This window comes from Butyrivibrio sp. LC3010, from assembly GCF_000424385.1.
Classification (GTDB): domain Bacteria; phylum Bacillota; class Clostridia; order Lachnospirales; family Lachnospiraceae; genus Butyrivibrio.
In genome coordinates this window covers 145,836-168,644 of sequence record NZ_AUJU01000007.1, presented here as the reverse complement: position 1 = coordinate 168,644, position 22,809 = coordinate 145,836, and the positions used below count along the sequence as shown (strand labels likewise).

General features: G+C 32.8%; 17 protein-coding genes. All 17 read right to left on the bottom strand.

Features of this window, described 5'->3' with window-relative positions; translation table 11 throughout:
• Positions 1-17: 17 nt before the first annotated feature.
• Positions 18-1,853 (bottom strand): hypothetical protein, encoded by a 1,836-nt coding sequence (locus G622_RS0107420; RefSeq protein ID WP_026510181.1) that lies wholly within the window; start codon positions 1,851-1,853, stop codon positions 18-20.
• A gap of 20 nt (positions 1,854-1,873) precedes the next feature.
• On the bottom strand, positions 1,874-2,911 hold the full coding sequence (locus tag G622_RS0107415; protein ID WP_026510180.1) for an acyltransferase family protein: 1,038 nt from the start codon (positions 2,909-2,911) through the stop codon (positions 1,874-1,876).
• Between the two features lie 8 nt (positions 2,912-2,919).
• Positions 2,920-4,602 carry a hypothetical protein gene (locus G622_RS22065; protein WP_155831432.1) on the bottom strand — a complete coding sequence of 561 codons (1,683 nt, stop codon included), beginning with the start codon at positions 4,600-4,602 and terminating at the stop codon, positions 2,920-2,922.
• 133 nt (positions 4,603-4,735) lie between these two features.
• Positions 4,736-5,359, bottom strand: coding sequence for a flavin reductase (locus G622_RS0107405; RefSeq protein WP_026510179.1), 624 nt, complete (start codon positions 5,357-5,359; stop codon positions 4,736-4,738).
• Between the two features lie 216 nt (positions 5,360-5,575).
• Positions 5,576-8,350, bottom strand: a complete 2,775-nt coding sequence (locus G622_RS0107400; protein ID WP_026510178.1) for a hypothetical protein — start codon at positions 8,348-8,350, stop codon at positions 5,576-5,578.
• A gap of 73 nt (positions 8,351-8,423) precedes the next feature.
• Positions 8,424-9,815: a hypothetical protein gene (locus G622_RS0107395; RefSeq protein WP_026510177.1), complete on the bottom strand. Its 1,392-nt coding sequence runs from the start codon at positions 9,813-9,815 to the stop codon at positions 8,424-8,426.
• A gap of 47 nt (positions 9,816-9,862) precedes the next feature.
• Positions 9,863-10,447: an acyltransferase gene (locus G622_RS0107390; RefSeq protein WP_044914237.1), complete on the bottom strand. Its 585-nt coding sequence runs from the start codon at positions 10,445-10,447 to the stop codon at positions 9,863-9,865.
• Between the two features lie 3 nt (positions 10,448-10,450).
• On the bottom strand, positions 10,451-11,536 hold the full coding sequence (locus G622_RS0107385; RefSeq protein ID WP_026510175.1) for a glycosyltransferase family 4 protein: 1,086 nt from the start codon (positions 11,534-11,536) through the stop codon (positions 10,451-10,453).
• Between the two features lie 30 nt (positions 11,537-11,566).
• Positions 11,567-12,751 carry an O-antigen ligase family protein gene (locus G622_RS0107380; RefSeq protein ID WP_026510174.1) on the bottom strand — a complete coding sequence of 395 codons (1,185 nt, stop codon included), beginning with the start codon at positions 12,749-12,751 and terminating at the stop codon, positions 11,567-11,569.
• Between the two features lie 97 nt (positions 12,752-12,848).
• Positions 12,849-14,003 carry a glycosyltransferase family 4 protein gene (locus G622_RS0107375; RefSeq protein WP_026510173.1) on the bottom strand — a complete coding sequence of 385 codons (1,155 nt, stop codon included), beginning with the start codon at positions 14,001-14,003 and terminating at the stop codon, positions 12,849-12,851.
• 92 nt (positions 14,004-14,095) lie between these two features.
• On the bottom strand, positions 14,096-15,130 hold the full coding sequence (locus G622_RS22060) for a glycosyltransferase family 4 protein (protein WP_049945736.1): 1,035 nt from the start codon (positions 15,128-15,130) through the stop codon (positions 14,096-14,098).
• A gap of 200 nt (positions 15,131-15,330) precedes the next feature.
• Positions 15,331-16,446 carry a glycosyltransferase gene (locus G622_RS0107365; RefSeq protein ID WP_026510172.1) on the bottom strand — a complete coding sequence of 372 codons (1,116 nt, stop codon included), beginning with the start codon at positions 16,444-16,446 and terminating at the stop codon, positions 15,331-15,333.
• Positions 16,447-16,713: 267 nt separating this feature from the next.
• On the bottom strand, positions 16,714-17,883 hold the full coding sequence (locus G622_RS0107360) for a hypothetical protein (RefSeq protein ID WP_026510171.1): 1,170 nt from the start codon (positions 17,881-17,883) through the stop codon (positions 16,714-16,716).
• A gap of 41 nt (positions 17,884-17,924) precedes the next feature.
• Positions 17,925-18,734 (bottom strand): DUF4422 domain-containing protein, encoded by an 810-nt coding sequence (locus G622_RS0107355; RefSeq protein WP_044957294.1) that lies wholly within the window; start codon positions 18,732-18,734, stop codon positions 17,925-17,927.
• A gap of 652 nt (positions 18,735-19,386) precedes the next feature.
• The gene (locus tag G622_RS0107350) at positions 19,387-20,964 is read right to left on the bottom strand and encodes a glucosyltransferase domain-containing protein (RefSeq protein WP_026510169.1); all 1,578 of its coding nucleotides are present in this window, start codon (positions 20,962-20,964) and stop codon (positions 19,387-19,389) included.
• A gap of 120 nt (positions 20,965-21,084) precedes the next feature.
• Positions 21,085-21,576 (bottom strand): hypothetical protein, encoded by a 492-nt coding sequence (locus G622_RS0107345; RefSeq protein WP_026510168.1) that lies wholly within the window; start codon positions 21,574-21,576, stop codon positions 21,085-21,087.
• Positions 21,577-21,825: 249 nt separating this feature from the next.
• Positions 21,826-22,782 (bottom strand): hypothetical protein, encoded by a 957-nt coding sequence (locus tag G622_RS0107335; protein ID WP_026510167.1) that lies wholly within the window; start codon positions 22,780-22,782, stop codon positions 21,826-21,828.
• Positions 22,783-22,809: the final 27 nt, after the last annotated feature.

The following is a 22,809-nucleotide window of genomic DNA, read 5'->3' as shown; positions in this document are numbered from 1 at the left end:
CGTAGATATATGCTTAATCACTCTACTTTATTGACATTAAGATAGCCATCATCGAGTTTATATATCACAAAATAATCGTCTTTATAGACTTTTTCATTCTGAATTTTATACTTATTTTTTAAATAACCACGACGGACTACTACATAATTTGCATCTGACAGCACTCTATGTTTATCCGGTTTATAATAAAAATAACCTAACCTGTCAAATTCTCTAATATTGAGCTTGCCCGGAGTCTCCTCATATAGAGCATCTAACTCCGCAATACTTATTACATCCAGACATTTTTTATTAACTACCTGAAAAGTCTGTATCTCACTGTCAATACATAACTCGTTTATTATAGCAACGACCTCTCCAGTATTGAAGTCCTTAAGAAAATCCGCGGCATGACCATATCGATTACTATAATCATGCATAGCTGTATCTGTAATGTAGATCTGTCTATCCGTATATATTTTTGTATTAAATGCAATAATTACAACAAACAGTACTGGATATATTATCCTGGAAAAATTGACCCATCCTTTTGCCTTAATAAGAGTAAATACTATACCTAAAAATAATAAAGTACCAATAGTGTAGACATATTCTAATCTTGGCTCTATGGTAATTTTTTCTTTTGCAATTCTAAACGCAGTAAGCGCTATAGACTCAACACCAAGATAGAAGTTTTCTCTTAGCTGAAAAATAAATCTTCCGAAAGCAATAAAAATCATGAATATAGCCATGATTAAAGTACGAATCTTCCCAAACTTAAATCTACTAAAATCAATCCTGTAGAACAGATATAAATAAGGAGTGAACAAGAAGAAAAAATATCTCTGATGGATTCTGTGTGTATCATATTCCAGCGGTTCTTCCATGCTATATATGATCAATACAACAATTGCAAGCGTAAGAAGAAATATAGCATTTACAAAAACAACTAATCTGTTGCAAATTTCATCTTCATAAGATCTGTAAAAAGCCGGAACAAGCACTGTAACAAATCCAAATGCCAATGATATAAAGAATGCATACCAAAAGAATCCTTTTCCCCATTGAACAAGGAAATAAGACGGATTTTCAAGTATCTTCTGTATACTTTCAGATAAAAACGAGCCACCCATATCTTCGGTATCAGCAATAACATGTAACTGAGTAAGCACCTTAGGAACAGCTATATAAAGGCCTGCAAATAAAACTAAAAACACACCAAGTTTTTTTAAAAATACCGCAGGCTTACCCTTCGATAATAATTCCTGTAACACAAATATTGATAATGTACAAATATATGCAAGACCAATTACCAGATATTGTCCCCTTGTTAAATAATCAAGGAAACAAATAAGTGCCATACCAACCGTTGTAATTAACTTATCTTTTTGCTCAATATCTATATAAAATAGCAATAAGGTCCAAATGAATAAAGGGTATGCTATAACTTCAGTAACCTGTAACCATGACTGAAGCATATCCGGAATAACCACTGAAGCAATTGACAGAATAACTCTTTTCCTGCCGAAAATCTTCATCTTCCCTAAAAGTAGATATGCAGGAAAAATTGTGGTTGTCATCAAAACAATTCCCAAAAATCTCGTCATATCAACTATATTATAACTATTATAAAAATACTTATAAATAAATGAAATAATAAATGGATATACATAAGCTCCGCTGGTCCCATAAGTATTTGCAAATTTGAATGTACCGGAATCTGCAAGAGACCTTGCCTCATCAGTGTATAAAAGGATATCTCCATACACAGGACAAAACACGTATCTCAAAGAGAAATTGAGCAATGCTACTATCGCTAAATAAACTCCCAGTAAAACTATTATTTCATTTTTTTGAACCAAAGCCTTTTTCAAATCCTTTATATCTCCTCGAACTATCTATTATTTAATTTAGCTTTTAATCTGTTTAGCCATATTTTCTCTTCTATCAGGTAGAATTCTGCTACAGCTATAACAAGGACTATCACCGCAGAAATTAGTCCCATCATAAATGGTGAAACATAGGTATTATTCCTGACATATATTTCATAAATCAACAATTGTTGAACCGGAAATGCATAGAGATATAGACCATAACAAATATCTTTCTTAATATATTTTGCAAAAAGCGGATTTTCCACAAGTGCAAATGATAAAACAACATAACTAACAACATATGGGGTTAATATGTATTTAATATCCGGCGCCAGACAAGTATAAACTAATATTACAATTACTGCTATTTGCATATTACACAACTTTTTCAGGTTCATCATCTGAAATGTCACACCAATCATAAAGTAAATTCCTAATATCACGCCATATTTCCAATCTGTGTTCCAATAAAGAAGATTGATCCCTTCAGGATTACGTGTTATCCAAAAATCAAAAGCTGTCATTATGCAGAGAAGAACTACTAGAAAAATCCTAGAAACAACATCTGAATAGCGTTTTAAGATTTTAAACAATCCCAGCACCGGTATAAGTGCAAAATACCAAGCAATCTCTATAGGCAATGTCCATAATGAACCATTTACTGCCGAAGGATATGGGTTTTCGGAAAACACGCCCGCCAGATCAAATATTGGTCTCATTGTTATATTATAAATAAAATATTTTTTTGCACTGTGCCAATAATATTCAGGAGAATTGCTTATAAAACTAAATACTATTATTGTCAATGCCAAACACACAATTAAAGGTGGGTACAATCTTGACAGCCTTTTCCAAAGAAAATGAGCAGGGTTCTTGGATCGCATATAACTTGCGCTTACTAAAAAACCACTTACCATAAATAAGACTCGTACTCCTAACCCATGTAAATCCATTCCCATCAGTGTTAATGGAGCACTCCCTAACAGAACAAACTGATGTCCCATCAAAACCATGAATGCTGCTGCAATATGTATTATAGTAAAATTATTATTCTTCATATACTCAATCACCCAATCTTTGATAATTGCTTATTTAGTTTTTTAATGCTATCAACTAAGGGCTGTCTTTCATTGTTCTCATCATATAAGAGCCCTTTTTGTATAAAGGAATACAGATTCAAATTATCTAATACAATATCACCATCAGTCACCCTTATTTTTAAATCAAGGGAATCATTGATATTAAATTGAAGCGAATAATTTCCAGCAGAATCAATCTGAATCTCCTTTGTATCATTACCAAAAGATATCTCAAGTTTTGCACCATTTGCTTCTTTTACATCAAACTCCAGATTATACACATCATTTTGATAATGGTTTCTAACTCCCGGTATGAACTGAGTCAATGCATCACCTTTTGAAAGTCTACAAACATTACTGTTATATTCTGATGAGTTTTCTACAGTGGCATTACCCTCTATTTCCCATCCAGCGTCCCCTATTCCAAATTGAGGATTGTATATCATGCTTCCTCTGTAATCTCTATAAGTCCATAGCGCATATCCTCTTGTATAATTCGCTAATACTCCTGATACGCTTTCCAAATATTTACCGATTTCGCCTTCCTGAAGTTTGGCATTTTGATCAAAGCCCTGTGCATTATCATAAAACAGGAACTGTTCAACATAAACCGGTTTGCCACCATTTTTCTCTGTAAGATCTTTTAGAATGTATTCTGTACATGGTAATGTCTCTTCTGCTGTCACACGCTCTCCATTATTGGAAAATCCCATGTGAATACCATACATTGTGGCAACATAATCAGAGTCTTCACATGAATATGTCTCCTCATGAGAATAATGTGCAGAACCTCCATCTAATTTAACAATAGGATCAGCATCCTGTCTTACTTCCATAGACATATTAGGGAAAACTTCCTGAGTATCAGCAAGAATTCCATTAAGGAAATCATCAAAATAATTATAAAATGCCTTCATGCCCGGCTCAGATCTATCCGGAAAAGGAACACTTGAAATATCAGAATAATTATATCCGAATTCTTCATTATATGAATCCAATCCAAATTTATTCTCTACCCATGCCTGATATCCTGCAACCTTTGCATGTTCAAGACGTATTTGCTCATCTCCGCCAAGACATACACCTAATGCACCCCAAAAATCTTCCCATGTCAAAAAAGAGTCCTTATAATTGGGATGCTTTGACAATGCTTCATAAAGCTGCTTACAATAATCCAGCCATGCTGTATACGCCTGCCCTTTGCACATAATATCAAAAGATCTAAGGGCAATGTTTTCATTTTGATCGTTATAAAAATCCCAAAGATATCCAACTCTGGCATATACATCCAAATCATGCTTTTCTGCAGCATTAAGGATTTCATCTAGTTTTTCAAATGGATAATCATTATATTCTATTGGATCTACAGAAGGTTGAAATTCCTTCCAGGGAATAACCAGAATAATACTATTAAAACCATCACTTTTTATCTGTTTAAAATCACTATCAAGAGTCTCAAGTTCACTATTCCAAAAATTAATAGGCCAACTCTCACCAAAATATGTTACTGAACGAACATACTCATCTTTTCCAAAATTACTATTATACTTATATTCAGATTCTGTCCTGTGACCGATAAGTCTACTCCTTATAAGGCTCCCACCGGCAAATCCTGCTACCAGCAAGATGATAACCAATAAAACTAATCCAACCTTTTTATTCTTTTTCACAACCTTAAATACACTCCACCTTATATAATTAAAGCATTCAATCCTCATTTTTTGCTTTATATGTCATATTACCACAAAAAAATATGAAGCACACCTCTGCTTCATATTTTTTCGAAATACAGTCTTAATTTACTTATCTCACTACCTTCTCAAAATCAGCCTTAGGATGTTTGCATACCGGGCAGATGAAATCATCAGGAAGTTCCTCTCCTACCCACTCATATCCACATATCTTACAGCGCCATATGGTCTCGCCTTTTGGAGTAGTTCCTACAGCTTCAGGCTTCGGCTTTATATTGTCCTGATAGTAGCTATAGGTTGCTGATGGAGTAGCCTCCAACACTTCCATAGCTGTTGGCTTACCAATAAACAAAGTATGAGAGCCAAGATCAACTGTCTGCTCCACTTCAATTGAGAAGAAAGCATTTGTTCCTCTTGTGATATACGGTATTCCATTATCAGCATATTTGCAGTCACTAAAGCTTTCAAATTTATTGACATCTCTTCCCGACTGGAATCCGAAATGCTTGAACAATTCAAAATCTGCTGCCTCACTTATTACAGATATATTGCATTTCTTCGTCTGCATAACCATATCATGAGTATAGTTTGCTTTATTTACAGCAAAAGAAATCTGATTTGGCTCAGACGCCACCTGAATTGCGGTATTTGTAATACAGCCGTTCTCTTTATCACCAACTTTTGCTGTAAGAACAAATAATCCATACGACAGTTTGTACATAGCCTTATTATCCATAGTTCTTCCTCCTCATAGAATTAGTTATTATTAACTTATTTAACTTTCACCACGGCAGCCACTTTAAAAAAACAAAATTGTCTTTATAAATCGCTAAAGAATTCTCCAAGTATTAGCCTTATATTTTTGTTACTCACATAATACTGGTTTATTTTTTCTTTACTATAAGCATAATTTCCCTATCCTATTAACTTGCATTATCCCAAACAATAACAATCATTCTTCATTTACAATCTCTCCATCAAGATTATAATATGTCTTACCAGCAATAGCCCCTGTCTCATCATAACGTATATCAATGCTACAGTAGCCATCCGGTCTTAATATCAGCTCATTATTAAGTCCATAAAACTCTTCATGTATTACCTGTCGTTTATCATTGTAGGCTCTGACAATATACCAATACTCTCCATAATTGAGAATCGGATCGTTTTCCACATCATAGTATCTTTCAACGATTATATTTCCTGCCTCATCATATTCTCTTTCTATTTTAGCAGCACCGCTTATTGACGCAATTGGATTAAAATTCAAATCAAAAAAACTACATGATGTCCAGTATCCCAGATCCTTGTATTCAAAATTAGCTCCATGATACCCATTTGCAATAACTATGGGTTTACCTTCCAAATCAAAATACTCCTCTTGAATTACTTTATAATTGTTGTTCAACTCACGGCGAGTGTCAAAATCAGGAGTTCTTCTATATTTTATAGATCTTAGTTCCAAACTGTCATTTGAATCCATAACCAAAAGATAATTGTAGTCAACCGCACCTGCTTGAAAGATAAGCGATTTAGATAATTTCCCGGCTTCATCAAACTCACTTCGCATAACTGGTGTAGATATCACTTCACTTGCACTCTCTTTATCTTTTCCTAACGTAAGTTTAATTGTGCAAACCTGATAGTCGTCAACATATGCATTATTATCTCTAAGCACCAATTCGTATGTCGCGGTATATTTACCTGGATAGATTTCAATCATAATTCCATTTTCTATATTCTGATCCTGACCATCTATGATAACAGCTCCATCATCTGCTTTACCAAGGCCATTGGCCGCAGCTAAATCGTCCAAATCAACGGCATACTCATTAGTACAGTAACCAGTAAGATGATGCCCTCTATCCTCTAACACCTTAATAACAGCGTCATCATTTGTATATACCACATCAGTCTCAGATATAGGTGTGTATAAGAACCCGGCATTTATAAGTACCTGAGCCTCATCCTTGACATCCATTATAACCGTAGTATTGCTCTGTGCACCAAGCGAAGCCCCACTAAATATTGATGCCTTTATTCCTCCTATTTCTTTATTATAAAGGTAAGGATAAGTATCATTATAAACTTCGCCATCAGCATGCTCTACTATTGTCGTTAATACTTCCTTTTCATCATTGATTCTTGGGATTACATATTTTTTTGCTGCAATTATTTCAAACATACCACAAGTAAGCAACAGCAATAATGCTACTGTACTTATGATTACTGTGACAGCATTGGATTTTATAATTCTTTTATCAAACACTAATGAAACTAGAAGAAAACTTATACTCCAAATAATAATCAATACAACTGCAAATGTGATAAATAAAACAAGCATTGTTGCCATTACACCTATGTTGTCCATAGTTACCATTATTGCTGTTCTTAGCCATAAATAAGTAATTGGTAAAGCATAGATAAATATTGAAAGCAGGAATGCAAAAACAAGAGCAGGATATAATGCCCTGGTTTCTCCATATTCCGCTAACTCTCCTAGGTATACACCTATCAAAACAAAAATTAGAAACGCTATATTTATCCAATAAATCATGTCTGAGAAAGCGCTTACTAGCATTATAAAAGCCACTAACAATGAAATTGTACGGACTGATTTTATCTTTGATTTTATGGAAGTGCTAATAGCAGAGATAAAACAGCTTGTATATAGAATAAAAGCAGCCATTCCATAGTCGGACAAAAGTGATATAAAAGAGTTTTCTACCGGACCTGCAGTATCACCAGTTATACCAAGGAACAATGCTGCAAGAGGCTTTATTATACTATATGTGTATAGCATCCCCCCTCCAAATATACTATGTTGAAGATTTCCATTTCTCCACACATTTATTGCAAAATCAAGGTCAGCTACTCTGTTCCTAAATCCCTTGTCACCATAATAGTTTAGATAAACATCTTTATTTATAGCTGCAAACATAACTGCAAATCTATTTATTAGATTTTCAATAACCTCAATAGTAGTACCTTTAATGGATATAAATAATACCAAAATGACTAGCAGAAGAAACAATATGCTCCACATGATACGCCCCTTAATACTATGTAGCACACTATTCCAAAAAAAGGCTTTAATTCCATGCCAATTTATAACCACAAAAATCACCAATAAAACTAATAATAAAGCAGAAACATGCCTTAATTGAGCAATTATCATTATTAATGCTGACAATATCGTTCCAGCAATCATTTTCCTTTTGTCTTTAACATAGAATAATGAAACAAATGCCAATACCAATGCCGCATTTCCTTCAGCAATAGGATGCAAAAATGCCATATGCATTCTGTCAGAAAAATCATGGACTACAAAATAATCCAAAGTCCCAATCAATAAAGTCACAAAAAGAATCATCCATAGTCTATTAAATACGACAGTCAACTCCCCTTTTGTCGAAACTGCAATACTATATCCAGCAAATACAATAAAAAAAATGGATAGTGAATACCTGTAAGATATATTAGAAGCATGTTCAATAAACAAAAAATATAGCATCCACATTACTGTCAACACAGCGAATATCGAATGCTTTTTAATAAAAGCAAATAAATTACTAATATTATTTTTTAACCCTGTAACTACAAAAAAGAGGCTTACTAGAATAATTTCTAGAAAGCCATCTCTGTACTCATCTTTCATCGAAAGCAAAACAGCAAATGCTATGCCAATATATAAATAATCAGTCCAAGATACTAATCTTTCTCTCATATGCTCGTTCCTTCCAATCATACTTTGAAATAGCACACTTTTATTGCATTTACTATATTTCCTTAAGACCTATTTATTTTGATAATTTCCTCTTAGCTATTTTCAAATATGCCTCTTTAAACAAACCCAGTATTTCTTCAAACACCTCTGGCAAAAGCATCCTTAAGCCTAATATTACAGTCGTAATATATATAATGAATCCCAAAACTTCATTAATGAAAAAATTCAACGCAAAATAAACACAAATTACTATCAAAAAATACGCACATTCTTTTTTAGCAAAGCGATAATTAGGATTTTGTACCTCACAAATAATAAGCCACAATAAAGCTGTTAAGAATGTGGCTATCGCAAATGCATCCATTTTCCTATAAAAGAAATATAATATTGTGTTTAATAAAGTAGCGATAATTATAAGTTCTATCAATTGAAATAAGTATTTATTCTGTTTCTTATTTACTTTATATAAATTTACGTAAACCCCCTTTACCACTGCATAAAATGAATGTGCCCCAAAAAGAAAAACTAATGGAGTAACAGAGTCAGTATACTTAGGCAGGAAAATTTTAGTAACCCAGACAATTGGAAAAACAGTTGAAATTGCCAATACTCCAAATATCATAGATATACGCTTGGATTTTTTAATATATTCTGCACTACTATTTTTGCAAAATGCATTATAAAAAGAAACTGTTATAGGAGAAATCAATGCATTGATCAAGCTTTCAGCACTAACAGCAAAGGAATATTGTGCAAACTGAAGATTTGCCATCAATGCTTTGATAAACCATCTATCCAAACTAGTAAATAATAGATTAGCAAAATTACCAATTAAGAGAACTATTCCCTGCTTTATCATCTCCATTGCCCTTTGGAAAGACAGCATCCCAGGTCTAATAGTCTTTTTTTTCGACAGTTGCAGATAAAAATATACAGCACATCCAAAGGTTACAAAAACTGATACAGCTGAATAATGTAAATAATTATCGCTATGAAACACGAACATTATTAGCAATTGTATAATCAATATAGAAAACTTTTGAATATTTAGTGCCAGTCCATAATTCTTAAATTCTCCTATAGCTTGAAATAATGATCTAAAAAAGCCCAGGAAATTATCACAAATCATAGCAATAGAAACAATAACTCCAATTGTACTGTGCATTATCGCAGAAACTATAAATATACAAAATCCAACTATCAAGTTCAAAATAATATAATTATTTATGTCAACTGCGATAGTCTTATCATTTATACCATCCAGCTCTTTTCCGCCGTAATATAAATACATACCATCCGCATATCCTAACTGAATTACGCCAGCATATCCAACATACAATGTAAATGTTTTAAAATATGAATAAGAATCAACTGATAAAAATTTAGGTAGTACAAAACTTGATACTAATCCAATAAACAAATACAAAACATTTGCCACCAGTATATAAGCCATGTTTTTCTTCATGCAATTTCTCCTAATATCATTGGTTAATGCAACACATAAAATAAAACTCACCTAAAGAAAGGATGAAAATTGATTTGATATTGCAAATCTTTATTCCTTTCTTTAACTTTAGTAGCTGGATTTCCAATATATATTGCATTCTCCTCTACTGTACCTTTTATTACAGCTCCAGCACCAATTATGCACCCATCATTAAGAATTGATCCATCAAGGATAATTGCATTACACCCAATCCAAACATGATCCCCCATGCTAACAGGAGCCTCATAATACTCAAAATCTTTACTATTAGCTTTATGAGAAGCAGTGATTATTTTTGAATAAATAGATATTGAGCAATCATCTCCTATCGTCAATCCACCACGGCCATCCAAATGGCAATATTCATTTATTATGCTTCTTTCACCTATTTGTATCTTACTTGGTCGTATTACTCTTGTTCGTAGCCCGATTCTTGAACCTTTCCCAATTTTCATGCCTGATATGACATAAAATAATTTTCGTATATGCCACACAGGGATTATTGCAACTATGTAGTTCAAAAACCAACCATAAAAGCTCTTGATGAAATCAAAACATGTAACAAAAACGATATTAGAGTCTTTTATATTCTTTAGTACTTCCCTGTTCATTAATTACACCCTAAAACAGTCATTATATCTTTTAGCAACTTTTGCCATAATATTATCCCAATCAAGCTCATCAACGGCAAACCTTTTGGCTTCTTCGCCCACCCGATGAGCATAATCTGGATCTTTTTTGTTTTTTTCACAAAACTCAATCATAGCATTCCTTAAATTCTCGACCTGCTCTTTTTTATTTTTATAATCATAAGAAATTATAAAATCTTTATCAGCAATATCCTTTATATACCCAAAGATTGGGATTACCGTTGCTTTTCCAGCTGAAATTGACATAATTGCCGAGCCTGAATTTTGCATGCTATCTTTTTCATAAGGCAGCACTGTGGCATCACAGCCTGCAAGTGCACTACCTAATTCCTCATCGGATAGAAAATGCAGCTTTAGCTTTATGTTATCTATCCCTTCAACACTATCTTCTATTCGCTTTTTTAATTCATCATTGTTAACCTTTCCACAAATTAACAACTCCGCATTGTTATGTAGATATTCGCAATCAAATGCCTTAATCAGATATGGAACCCCTTTATATTTGGAAATAGCCCCAAAATATAAAAAATGCACTTTCGAATCTTTATGATTATTATCATGAACATAGTTGTTTATTGACTTACAATAGTTACCATGTGGAACAAATAATATCTTATTTTCCGGGAAATGATAATCTTTAGTCAAAATTTCAGCTGATTCCGTACAATGAACAATTACAAGGCTAGTCCATTTTAAGAAAGACCTTATGAACTCATCTTGCCTTGCATTAATTCCATTATGACTTTTGGCATTATGCATTGTCCAAACCACTTTTCCTCCTAAAATATGAAATAAATACAAAAAAAGAAGGATTAAACGACTTTTCACAAATGAAGCGGCTCCTTTATGAGCCGCATTTTCTTCTAACCAATTAAAATGAAAAATAACCTTTTTGTTCTTTAGTACACTCAAAATGGATTTGAGAATCAGATTTAGATCTCCTTCCCACCTTTTATTGATTATTTCACAATCATTGCTTTCCAATGCTTCTGTTGCTAGCTTAACATAATCGTTTGAATTACTGTGTGGTGGATAAAATATAACTCTCATTCTAACAATTACCCTTTCAATCAATCATTTTTATTCATCCAATTTATAAATCATTTCCCTAGAAATAGATTTTTTGCCCCCTTTGTCAGCCAAAGTCCATGCTGTAACGAAGCATATAAAGAACAGCTCAGGTCTAGAATAGACCTCTGTTATATAAATCATCAATATAGCCCAAAGCATGCTGACTGCAGGAATACTTAACCGTACATCTGCTTTATCAATTTTCACAGAAAGAATCCAAATAATCAGGGAAAATAATATCCCACCTACAATTCCACCAAAAACAAGAAAATATAAATATGTACAATGCGGATGGTAATAACCAAACATATTCTGTTTTGCTATATCTGTAAATTGTACGCCAACACCATACATTGGTGAACTTTTAAACCATTGTATCGCTGCATCCCAAACATAAGTCCTAACTGTTAATGTCAAATCTTTATGCAAAAGCCCAACAATAATAAATGAGAAAAGCCTTTCAAAATCTAATAAAACAATCAAAACAAAAACCATTAATGCTATCATTACACCCAAAAATGCTGTTACTGACCTTTTTATTAGTTCTTTGAGGCAATAGATCAAAAAGAAGACCATGATGCCAACAATACCTGTTGCAGATCTTGCAATCAAAGTTGATAGGATTGTTGCCGCAATACCTACATATTCTAACAAATTGAATTTTCTCATTTCCAATTTTTTAGCTTGAAAAGTACTATACAAATACGGAATGTGATACATTACAAAAAGGTTTTTGTTTCCCAAAAACCAGTTATCAGGATTGACATCTCCACTCATAAACCATCCGTTTGGATAAATAATCAAAGTGAAAAAATTACAAATAACATAAATAAAAAACAGGCTTTCGACAGCAAAGAATAAACTATATTTATCCTTTCTCATCGAAATATCGGCAAACATACTACATGTAATCACCGTTCCTGATGTAAGAATAATAGACCTGATATCGCCCCTATTAATGTATGTAGATACAAACAAAGCAACATACAGTAAAGAAATTAGTATAACAACTTTAGAGTAGTCGCGTTTCCAAATGTAATACACTGGAATCACTCCCATCAAAATCACTCTAAAACCATCGTATATGAAGTTTATTAATGCCAATTCACTCATCACATCTACAAATGTAGGTTTTGTAAACACAATTAGAAAAAAAAGCATATAAAAATATGTTATCTTTACTTTTCTCTTCATTTTATATTTCGTCCATTGAATTATTATGAGTGTTTTCCTATTATAAGCATTTCTTTCAATCAGAAGCTCTTAATTTCAAAATAACTAGCCCCCAATTTTATTGGAGGCCTAATAATATTTGATGATAAGCATCTACCATTTTATTAACAATTTTATCCCATGTATAATCTTGTACTATTGTCTCATGGGCCTTCATAGAAATTGCCTTTGCTTTATCTCTATTGCTCAATAATTCCTTTATCGTGACACACCATCTCTCAACATCTAATGGTAATATGAATCCATTTTCACCATCTTTTATAACCGTTGCTGATCCGCCATTATCTGTTGTTAAGAAGGGTGTCCCAAAAAACATAGCTTCCAACATTACCATTCCAAATATTTCATAGTTCGTCGGAAGAAGAAACAAATCTGACATCCTATAGATGAGCGGAACCTGATCCTGCGGAACTTTTTGAGCATAATATATGCTTTTTTCAATTCCTAACTTACTAATTTCCTTCTTACAAGCTTCTTTATAGTCTTCCGGACCATCACCCAATATTGCAAGCTTACAATTTGGAATATCTTTAGAGAGTTCTTTAAAAGTATTTAACAGAAAAATAATGTTTCTTCTCTCTGAAATCTGTCCAATATATAAAAGAAGCCTATCATTTTGTTTGAATTCTTCTAAATCTTTTACAACCTTCCCTTTTTTTGCTGTCTCATTACCATCAAACCTTTTTATGTCGAGGCCTACTCCTGTTACAGCAATCTTTTTAAACCCTCGTTCGCTCAAAAATTCCTTCGCATAATTACTTTTAGCAAACATCCAAATATTCTCTTTTGCTTTTCTCGGAATCCATAAACGATCAATCAATTTAATCTTCAAATTATATTTTCTATTTGTCACATTATAATATGGTCCATGAGTCATACATACCCTTTTTTTGTATTTACTAAAAAAGGCAAGATATCTACTAAACAACTGATCATATTCGCAAACCTGTATAATGTCATATTCCTTTAAAATTTCCCCAACATTTGGAAAGAAACCGTTACCCGCAATACTGAATCCCTTAGCCCATATAACCCGAATATGTGAATCTTCATATTGTATGATGTCTTCATGCGTAGGTGCATTTCCTCCATAATACATTACATCACACTCGATACCTTTAGATATTAATGCCTTAGCTATTCCTATTTCCTGTAAGTTGTATGTTTTTAAATTTACTATATTTCCATTTGTACGAAATATCAGTACTCTCATAATCTCACCACGTAATTCTTTGTAAATTATTATAAGTCCAATTTTTTAACATATTTTATATACGTTTTAATCTATAAAGCAATAAACCAAAATCATGTCAATATCTTTTGATACAAATCAAACGCTGAACCTTTCCAACTATATTTCCCCAATACTGTCTCTCTTTGCTCATTAGTAATCACTTTAACAGTTGATAAATCTATCTCCCAGTTTCTTGGATCTATATAATTGACAGCTTCTCCAAATATTTCATGCATTATTATTGTATCTGATACAACTATGCACTTTGCCCCTGCACTCATTGCCTCTAATGGAGGAAGCCCAAACCCCTCATAATACGTTGGGAATAAAAAGGCTTTGCAATCTCTCATCAAAGTTTTAGCTTCTTCATCACTAACATAACCAATCAATCTCATATTATTCGGACATTCAAAACCAAGCCCCTCAGCAAATACTGTCCTATTGATCGAGCCAGACACAACAAAAGTTTGATCTGGATTTCTTTTCGCTACTTCTGCTATCCATTTAAAATTCTTGTTTGGTTCTAAACTACACATTGAAAAGAAATAGCCATTCTCTTGCAAATTGTACTTATTCAACGTTGTTTCATCATATCCTATTCGTTCAAAATGTTGCCATGCATCTGGAATAACCACTATTTTATCTGCATTAACATTATAGTACTTACATAATTCTTTTTTCGAAAACTCGGACACTGTGAGAATCTTATTGCTTCGCTTTATCGCATTCCAAAACAAAACCGTGTACCAAGCGATAAATTTTTTACTAAAAAATTGTGGGCATGCATTAATTTTAACATCATGTATACATACTATACCCGGTGCAGGGATAGGAGCGACATTGCATAGATTTAAAGAAATGGCATTTCTCTTATTTACATATAGCGGAAATGACAAATGCTCCCAAAGACGATTATGTAACTTTCCAACTTTCGTGATTTTTATATTTTTAAAATCAGGGACCTCAACTATTTCCGGAGGTATAGCCATTTCGACCTCACCCGGTTTTACTATCTTATCCAACTCTTCAAGAAGTTCCCGAGCATACCTTTCCACTCCGGTAATCTTATGGAGAAGAAATCTGCCATTGATAATTATTTTTTTCACAATTTCACCTATATATTTTTGCCTATCTCATTTGGAACTCTTCAAACAAGGATCAAAGTATAAATATTTCTTTAAGCATAAACAAAGATGAACAAATTGAAAATACAGCTCCGAACAAAAACAACGATAATTACAGAGCATTTAATTTGATCATCTTATTTATATTTAAATCCAAATATTCTAACATTTCCTTAAGTTCATCAATTAATCACTTTTAATAAATTCGCCTTAAATTGAGTGTCTAGAAAATTCTCTTCAACACGTTTTTTTCCTGCTTCGCCCATGCTTTTCCTAAGTTCTGAATCTTCACCGAGCCTTTGTAAAGCATTTGCATACATTTTTACATCTCTATTAGGCACCTCTATACCTGTAATATCATTCAAGTTCACATAATTCACGCCAGAACCAGGGATAGTAAAGGTCACTGCCGGCTTCCCATAATACATTCCTTCTGCCAGAGCTAACCCAAAGGCTTCATTCTTAGTAATAGATGGAAAGCAAAATATATCCATAGCAGTTAAATAGCCTTTAAGTTCTACATCATCGACAAGTCCTAAAAAATGTATTTTTTTATCAGTCCCAGCCTCTGCTTTGAGATTATCAGTTTCTTCTCCCTTACCGGTAATATAAAATTGAAATCTATCATCCAAAAGATGTGCTGCCTTTATCAGATACTTAAACCCTTTATATTCCGTATGACGCCCAACGGCTAAACAAATAATCTTCCCTTCGTTCATACTCCTAATCTTAGCAGCCATCTCTTCAACTTCTGGTGTTGACTGAAGGCGTTCAACATTTATGCAATTTGGCACGACAACACATTTCTCTTTCGCCTTTTTAAGCCATGAACTCCCATCAACATAATTAGGACTGGTAGCAATTATCACATTAGCCCTCTCTATCAGCTTTTTGTTTTGACAGACAAAGAAGTTTTTAAGAATTTTCTGTTTAACTATATCAAGATGCCAATATATAACTAGTTTTGTTGACAAAGGAATGTTTCTCAAAAGATATCTAGCCACAAAAGGGTTAGGATAATGAAAAATAATTATATCCGGGCAAAAAGATGCTATTAACTCCTTAATTCTTTTCCCCATACTTATAGATAATCCCTGTGATGATACTGTAGAAAACACTCCACATCGAATGATTTCTACCCCATCAACTATATCCGTCTTATCATCCGCTGAATCATTGAAACAAATCACTTTTTGCTCAAACTTTCCCGCAAGAGAATTGACACAATCTTGAGCAATCTGCTCCGTTCCTCCACGAAACGGGTAATAGTATTTAGATATATGTAGAACTTTTTTCATACTCATATTTTCCTCAAAAAACATAATACATAATTCCTGCGGAATAAATTATTTATATAGTTTTCACAAACCACACTTATATAATCTCAAGATGGCATAACTACAAATAAAATCATTAGCTTATCTTATATGTTACAACTAATTACACTCATATTAAAAGAGTATTTCAATCATGCATATAAACACAGAATGGTATTATAACATATTATGATAGCAATCAAAAGTCATATTATCTAGCCTATTTTCTGTTTAATCTTTGCAATTTCTTTAATAGTACCTTTTTTCTTCTAACACTGCTCTCGTTTTCATACAATCAGCCAAAATAAGTCCATATACGAACCAATTTAGAGGTCCATCAAATGTCCCCAGCACAATCTGTACAATCAAAATATATGTCAAAAATGCCACATTCAGCACATTGCCATAAAACAGGCACATAATTATCAAAAACGCTACTAACACTACTACAAGCAATACGCCTAATGCACCGCCATTTATCATAACATTAAGAAATGAGTTTTTTATTGGGCGGCTGTATCCAATAACATTCCCGACTCCAGAAATTGACAGCCCCCCAAACCCAACGCCTCTCCAATTAGTAACATGCATAGCCTCTATAAATGCTCTAAAGGGATTTGTAATCTCAAACGCCATTGCTGTATCTGTTCCCATGAATAAATTTCCAATTCTTAATCCATAGATTGGAGAGAGCATAGCAATTGTGAGTATTATCGCCAAAGCCACAGTCATAATACTGATCCATTTTATTTTTGACTTAAAATCCTTGGCTAATTGGTTTCTATTATTTGAAATATAAGCAAATAATAGTATTAACATTGCTATTGCAACTGAGATGATTCCTGTCATTCCATATGATAGGAACATTGTCAGAAGAAAAACTGCACTGGACACTACTATTTTCCAGCTAATCTTATGCACTAATCTATATACACATAACAAGAGAAACACTCCGCAAACAACAGATAGTTCAGCTGCATCATTATATAGCAGTTTTAACCTCATCGCCTTTGTTCCAGTCATGTATTCTGCATGCTGCCATAGTAATGATCCCGGTGTGAATAACGCAATAACCCATAGTATAAAATGTAGGATGGCTCCAACAAAAACAAGCTTTTCAATATCCAAATGTTCAAGCTCATTAATTACCCATATAGTTAATGTAATATTCAATAAGGTGTGAATCAGAAAGACTGCTATAGCTGTTTTATCAGACGCTCCGGTGATAAAATGGCTAATCAAAGCATATGCTACAAAAAACAGAAATATTTCACCAATACTTTTTACAAGCATGCTTCTTTTAAATACATACCATATTAGAATAGCTCCGGAGAAAATGTATAGAAGATGTGTGCCGCTTAACCCAAGTGCACTCAAACTATTATTAAAAACGAGTAATAACCCCAACAAATATTCCATAATATCCCATCCTTGAAATCTTACTTTAATCATTATCGCATTTAAAAGCTATGCTTATATTTCATATGAAATACCTTGGCAGCTAAAAATGCCCATCCCTTTTTTATCCAATTTATTCGTTCAATATGAACACATGGCAGTTCTGTTATCTGATCTTCACTTACCGTCCCCTCGGTCAGTTCGTGATCAAGCCATACATTGAATAATATTTCTCCAATTCGTCCTATATATCTTCCCTGATATGCGTCATATGCATTATCTTTTTGAAGCTCTTCCACTTCCGGTAGTATTGAGAACATCCATGAACAATATCTGTCAACTAAATCTCTTCTCATTATCATCATATTGAACATATATCCATAAACTCTATTCAATACCCTGTCAAATGAATCCAGATAACCCGGATATTTTTTCTCAATTACTCTCCTCGTATCATCGAGCTGACTTATGTAATGAGTATGTGCATAATGAGATTTAATTGTCTCAATATAATATTTTCTTTTGCCCGGAATTAGGATAGCCTTATCCTTTAGTATCTGCCTTAATTCCTCACCACCTATTACCCGGTCAAAGGGTTCATAATCATAATCTCTTTCAGGTGACCCAAAATACCTTCGGTAATGCACAAGGCCTATATAATCGGCATCAAGATTTTTCCATGCCCAGTATAATCCTGTAAGCTCACAGTAGCTTCCGTTTTTTACAGAGATATTGTCTCCTGTATCATCAGCAGTATATCCCTGTATCCGCGAATCTCTTAAAGCAGCACCAACCTCAACAGGCAGATAAACCGGATCATCCGGCACTCTATATTCTTTTGTCGTTGCAATAATAATTTTTATATCTATCATCGTTATCCAATTTTACTAGTAATCAAGCACTATTTGCAAGTTACTACTATACCCTAATAAATCATAAATATCAGAACCAATATCTTCTACATGAATGATATTTACAAATTCTAGTATATATAATAAATAAAACTTACAGTTTATTTTAACACATGTAAATATCAATATTCTTATCAGTTTGTTTCTAATTATTTTTACACTATAGTCTCACTAATTGTTCTCGCATCATTTAAATCAAAATTCAAAAAATTCTGTGAAAATCTTGAAAAGTAACGCACCCACTTTCATGGTATGATTGTTTTATTCATCTAAAGCTATGTCCCTTAGTCATGTCATAAATTGCAAAAGAGAGACTAAAACAATAATATCAGTCTCTCTTATATACATTGGTTTAGTTCGAAGCCCTTAGCTTGATGACATTATCCTTAGCTCACCCACAAAAACTTTAATTATCCGACAATTCTATTCTTGTAATACCATTTCGAGGATTCCCCTAACCATTGCCGCAACATCCGTTTTAATTTACCTCGTTATACCATTTCTACAAAGGTTTTCAATTAATCATAGCCTAAACATTCGCCCACTTTTTCTTAACATTAATTAAATACTAGATAAATGTAGTAATATTTGTTCAACAAGAGAATAATCTGTATCAAAATTTCACAAACAAATAACCGTCAATCATCTTTATTGATCCATCATTCGGGTAGTGGCTCATCGAACGGATATCTCTATATTCATTTTTGTCTATCTGACTTTCAGGTACATATTCTTGTGCAAACCCAATCCATTTTTTCATGTAATCCTTCCATAAATAATTATTTATTAACCCATTTGAATCAATATATGGATCAGTTATAACATTGCTAAATTCACTGTTATCATAAAAAGAAATTGACTTTTTAGAATACTCATTTAAATACACAATAGGAATTGTCTCATTATATCCTTCTACGGATTGAATTCTTGTTACCAACGTATTAAAGTATGAATTTGCTTCTTCCATCGAAAAACAAATACGTGAATAACATACATTTGAGTAACGTGCATAAGTTAAGCCGAAAAGCATAAGAATAAAAAAGGCACATCCGCTTATACACTTTACATATATCATATGTATGTTCGTACGTATGTAATTCAGCTCACACACAAACAAAACAAACAGAAAAATATAGGAATACATTGTCAATTGATGTATAGATTCTATCGGGACCATAATAAATATTGAGTTAACGGCTGCAGGAAACATTATCATTAAAATAAATATTTCTAGTGCCCAAATTTTATTTTTCTTATACTTATCAAGAATAATCAACAACATTAAACCTATTCCGATAACAACCGAAACATAGTATAACTTATGTAAATTAAATGGAAACATGCAGTACGTCTTATCAATTTCAACTACAAAAAAACTTTTATAAGCAATTAGGATTCTTCTCAAATATGTTAATATTGAAATGCTACCTACAGTATTCAATCCCGCATAACTTGACATACTAAGGCCTTTTACCTTAAGTACAAGGCTATTGATTACAAAATACAAAACCAATGAAAATAATACTCCTGAAATAACCTTAAATAATAAATTTAAATATTCCTTAACACTAAGGTCTTTATTGATTGTTGTAAAAAGTGCATAAGTTATCAAAAAAGCAATTTCAAAAGCCAAATTTGCTTGATAAATACCAATAGAAAAGCTCATTAATACTATAGCGCATATCTTATAAATTCTTTTCCCTTTTATAATCCAAAAACAACATCCTAAACAAGTTAAAAAAGCTCCTAACATATAATATGAAGCCGTAAACATGTAACCAAAAAGACCAGTAATCATTGGTATGGATATCGCTATACCTGTAATCAAAAATTCCTCAATTTTGGATTTAAAGTTAAATATTATAAATATAATTACACAACTTAATCCAATAAAAAACACAGACCAAAAAACATTAATTACGGGTAGACTAAAATTATGGCCTCCACCGAAAATTCTTTTTTCTAACTCGCCACAAAATCCCAAAGCCCATCTTCCTAAAGTATAGGTTCCACCAACGTTAAATTGATAGTATCCAATATCATCATGGAAAGAATACTTATTAAAAATTATCATCCCATGAGATAAAAAAGTCCAAAAAACAACATAGCCCATTACATGAAATAAATTAAATTCTTGCATTTTTTCTGAAAAGTCCCCGTATTGTCGTTCAATTTCACGCATTAATTTCATATCATAAACTCTCCTTTTACATTTCTAAAGCTTATACCAAATCATAATCTTGATCAAAAATTACATTTCCATTTATAAAAATTTTCACGTTTTGTTTTCTATCATAGATACCCATCAAGTCTATGTATATTTTTGTTTTTGCATTTTTTCAAACCCACTCGTATAAAAAAACAAATTCGCATTGTTCCCATTAGTCCATGTAAATCCATCTTCTTTATTTGAAAACCCATCTATAATATATTTTTCAGCTTCACTATCTTCAGAATAAAACTTTATTTCTTCTCCAATATTATATTTGCGATCTTTTAAATCATCTGCATTTTCAAGCATCTCCTCATATCTATAATTGCAGCGTTCTGCGTTTTCAAATACAACAATATCTGGATGATAAGTAGTTATAATTTTAATTAAGCTATCTTTAGTTGCGGCAGTACCATTAAACATCAATGTAGTATGAAAGCTTTCTGCCAAATCACTAATAACTCCGTAATCATGAAAATAGCTATCCCCTAAAATCAATATTGTATCATTGTTATCGACATGATAATTTTCATAGTATTTTGCATGCGCTTGATTTCCTTCTTCAGGTATATAAAGAAGTTTTTCTGACACATTTAACGCATGTGGCTTCTTTAATGAAAAAATCTCCTCATTATCAACCCGATGTATTCCATTGTAAAATGTCTGCCCTATATCTCTTTTTCAATATTGAAATCATCTTCTTTTAACTCTAAATATTTATCATCGTTTCCCAAGATAAAAATCGGTAAAAAAGAAAATAAGAAAATTACAGAATTAAAAACCATTTTTTCTCCCAACCTTGAGCCTTTTCATACATATAATTAACAAGACATGAAAATGTTATCTCATCATTTTTCTACCAGATATTGGAATATTTCCCATAAACATTCCAACCACAAGATATACTATAAAAGCCGCATTCACGCTATATATCAAGAAATGCAAAGCGCTAACAATCAACGTAACACATGTAAGTATGGCCATATTTCTAAGTGCAACATCCTTGCTTCTTATTATAAGCACTATTGCATAGACCAAAAGCCCCACATAGAACACAAAAGCAATCAGACCAAAATCAAACAATAAAGATGAAAAAGTGTTAAATGAATAATCTTCAACTATATCATGAGCTTGTAACATTCCTCTTCCCAGAAGTATGTTTCGAATGCCTCCCTGGAGGTATATAGGTAGTATGCGCCAAAATGATGTAATATTATTTACATTAATTGCTCCATCATTTATGAGGATTATTGCAGAAAATAGTGACAATACAGCACCTGCTGCCTTATATTTAATATCACTTATGAAGAGAATCGTTAACGCCGCAAATATGATGGTCACGGCAAGATCAATATCATTTATTAGAAAATATCCTGTCTGATGGTCTGCCAGATGTTTTATTATGCCAAGGGTTATTATTGCAAAGAGGAATACCCATAGCTTATTGATAGCTGGTTCAATATCCCCTTCGTTTCTGATTACTAAAACAAAACCTGCAAAGACAACAAAGAACATAGAGATGATCCATCTGTCTGAAGTTGCTACCTTATTCACAAAACGAAAATATCCAAGATACCCTATTACAATTAGGTTAAAATACCAATATCTTCTTACAAAAATGAAGAGGACCCTACTGTTTTCCTTCATTCCGGTAAATACAAAAAACAAGGCCACCGGTATTATCTGATAGAACCCATCCCTTGAAAAATCCAATATTGACAGCATCATTGCCACCAGCAGTCCAATGACCGGATATTCATTCCATGTTATGTCCGATTTATTCTCCGCTTTTTCCATACACTAAACATCCCTTAAACTGTTAGC

Excerpts from the sequence above, each read along its gene's own strand:
- G622_RS0107335 (WP_026510167.1), bottom strand. The coding sequence starts at position 22,782 with ATGGAAAAAGCGGAGAATAAATCGGACATAACATGGAATGAATATCCG.
- G622_RS0107395 (WP_026510177.1), bottom strand. The coding sequence starts at position 9,815 with ATGAAGAAAAACATGGCTTATATACTGGTGGCAAATGTTTTGTATTTG.
- G622_RS0107360 (WP_026510171.1), bottom strand. The coding sequence starts at position 17,883 with ATGGAATATTTGTTGGGGTTATTACTCGTTTTTAATAATAGTTTGAGT.
- G622_RS0107385 (WP_026510175.1), bottom strand. The coding sequence starts at position 11,536 with ATGAGAGTTATATTTTATCCACCACACAGTAATTCAAACGATTATGTT.
- G622_RS0107405 (WP_026510179.1), bottom strand. The coding sequence starts at position 5,359 with ATGGATAATAAGGCTATGTACAAACTGTCGTATGGATTATTTGTTCTT.
- G622_RS0107415 (WP_026510180.1), bottom strand. The coding sequence starts at position 2,911 with ATGAAGAATAATAATTTTACTATAATACATATTGCAGCAGCATTCATG.
- G622_RS0107390 (WP_044914237.1), bottom strand. The coding sequence starts at position 10,447 with ATGAACAGGGAAGTACTAAAGAATATAAAAGACTCTAATATCGTTTTT.
- G622_RS0107365 (WP_026510172.1), bottom strand. The coding sequence starts at position 16,446 with ATGAAAAAAGTTCTACATATATCTAAATACTATTACCCGTTTCGTGGA.
- G622_RS0107350 (WP_026510169.1), bottom strand. The coding sequence starts at position 20,964 with ATGAAATTAATGCGTGAAATTGAACGACAATACGGGGACTTTTCAGAA.
- G622_RS0107380 (WP_026510174.1), bottom strand. The coding sequence starts at position 12,751 with ATGAAGAGAAAAGTAAAGATAACATATTTTTATATGCTTTTTTTTCTA.
- G622_RS0107375 (WP_026510173.1), bottom strand. The coding sequence starts at position 14,003 with ATGAGAGTACTGATATTTCGTACAAATGGAAATATAGTAAATTTAAAA.
- G622_RS0107400 (WP_026510178.1), bottom strand. The coding sequence starts at position 8,350 with ATGAGAGAAAGATTAGTATCTTGGACTGATTATTTATATATTGGCATA.
- G622_RS0107355 (WP_044957294.1), bottom strand. The coding sequence starts at position 18,734 with ATGATAGATATAAAAATTATTATTGCAACGACAAAAGAATATAGAGTG.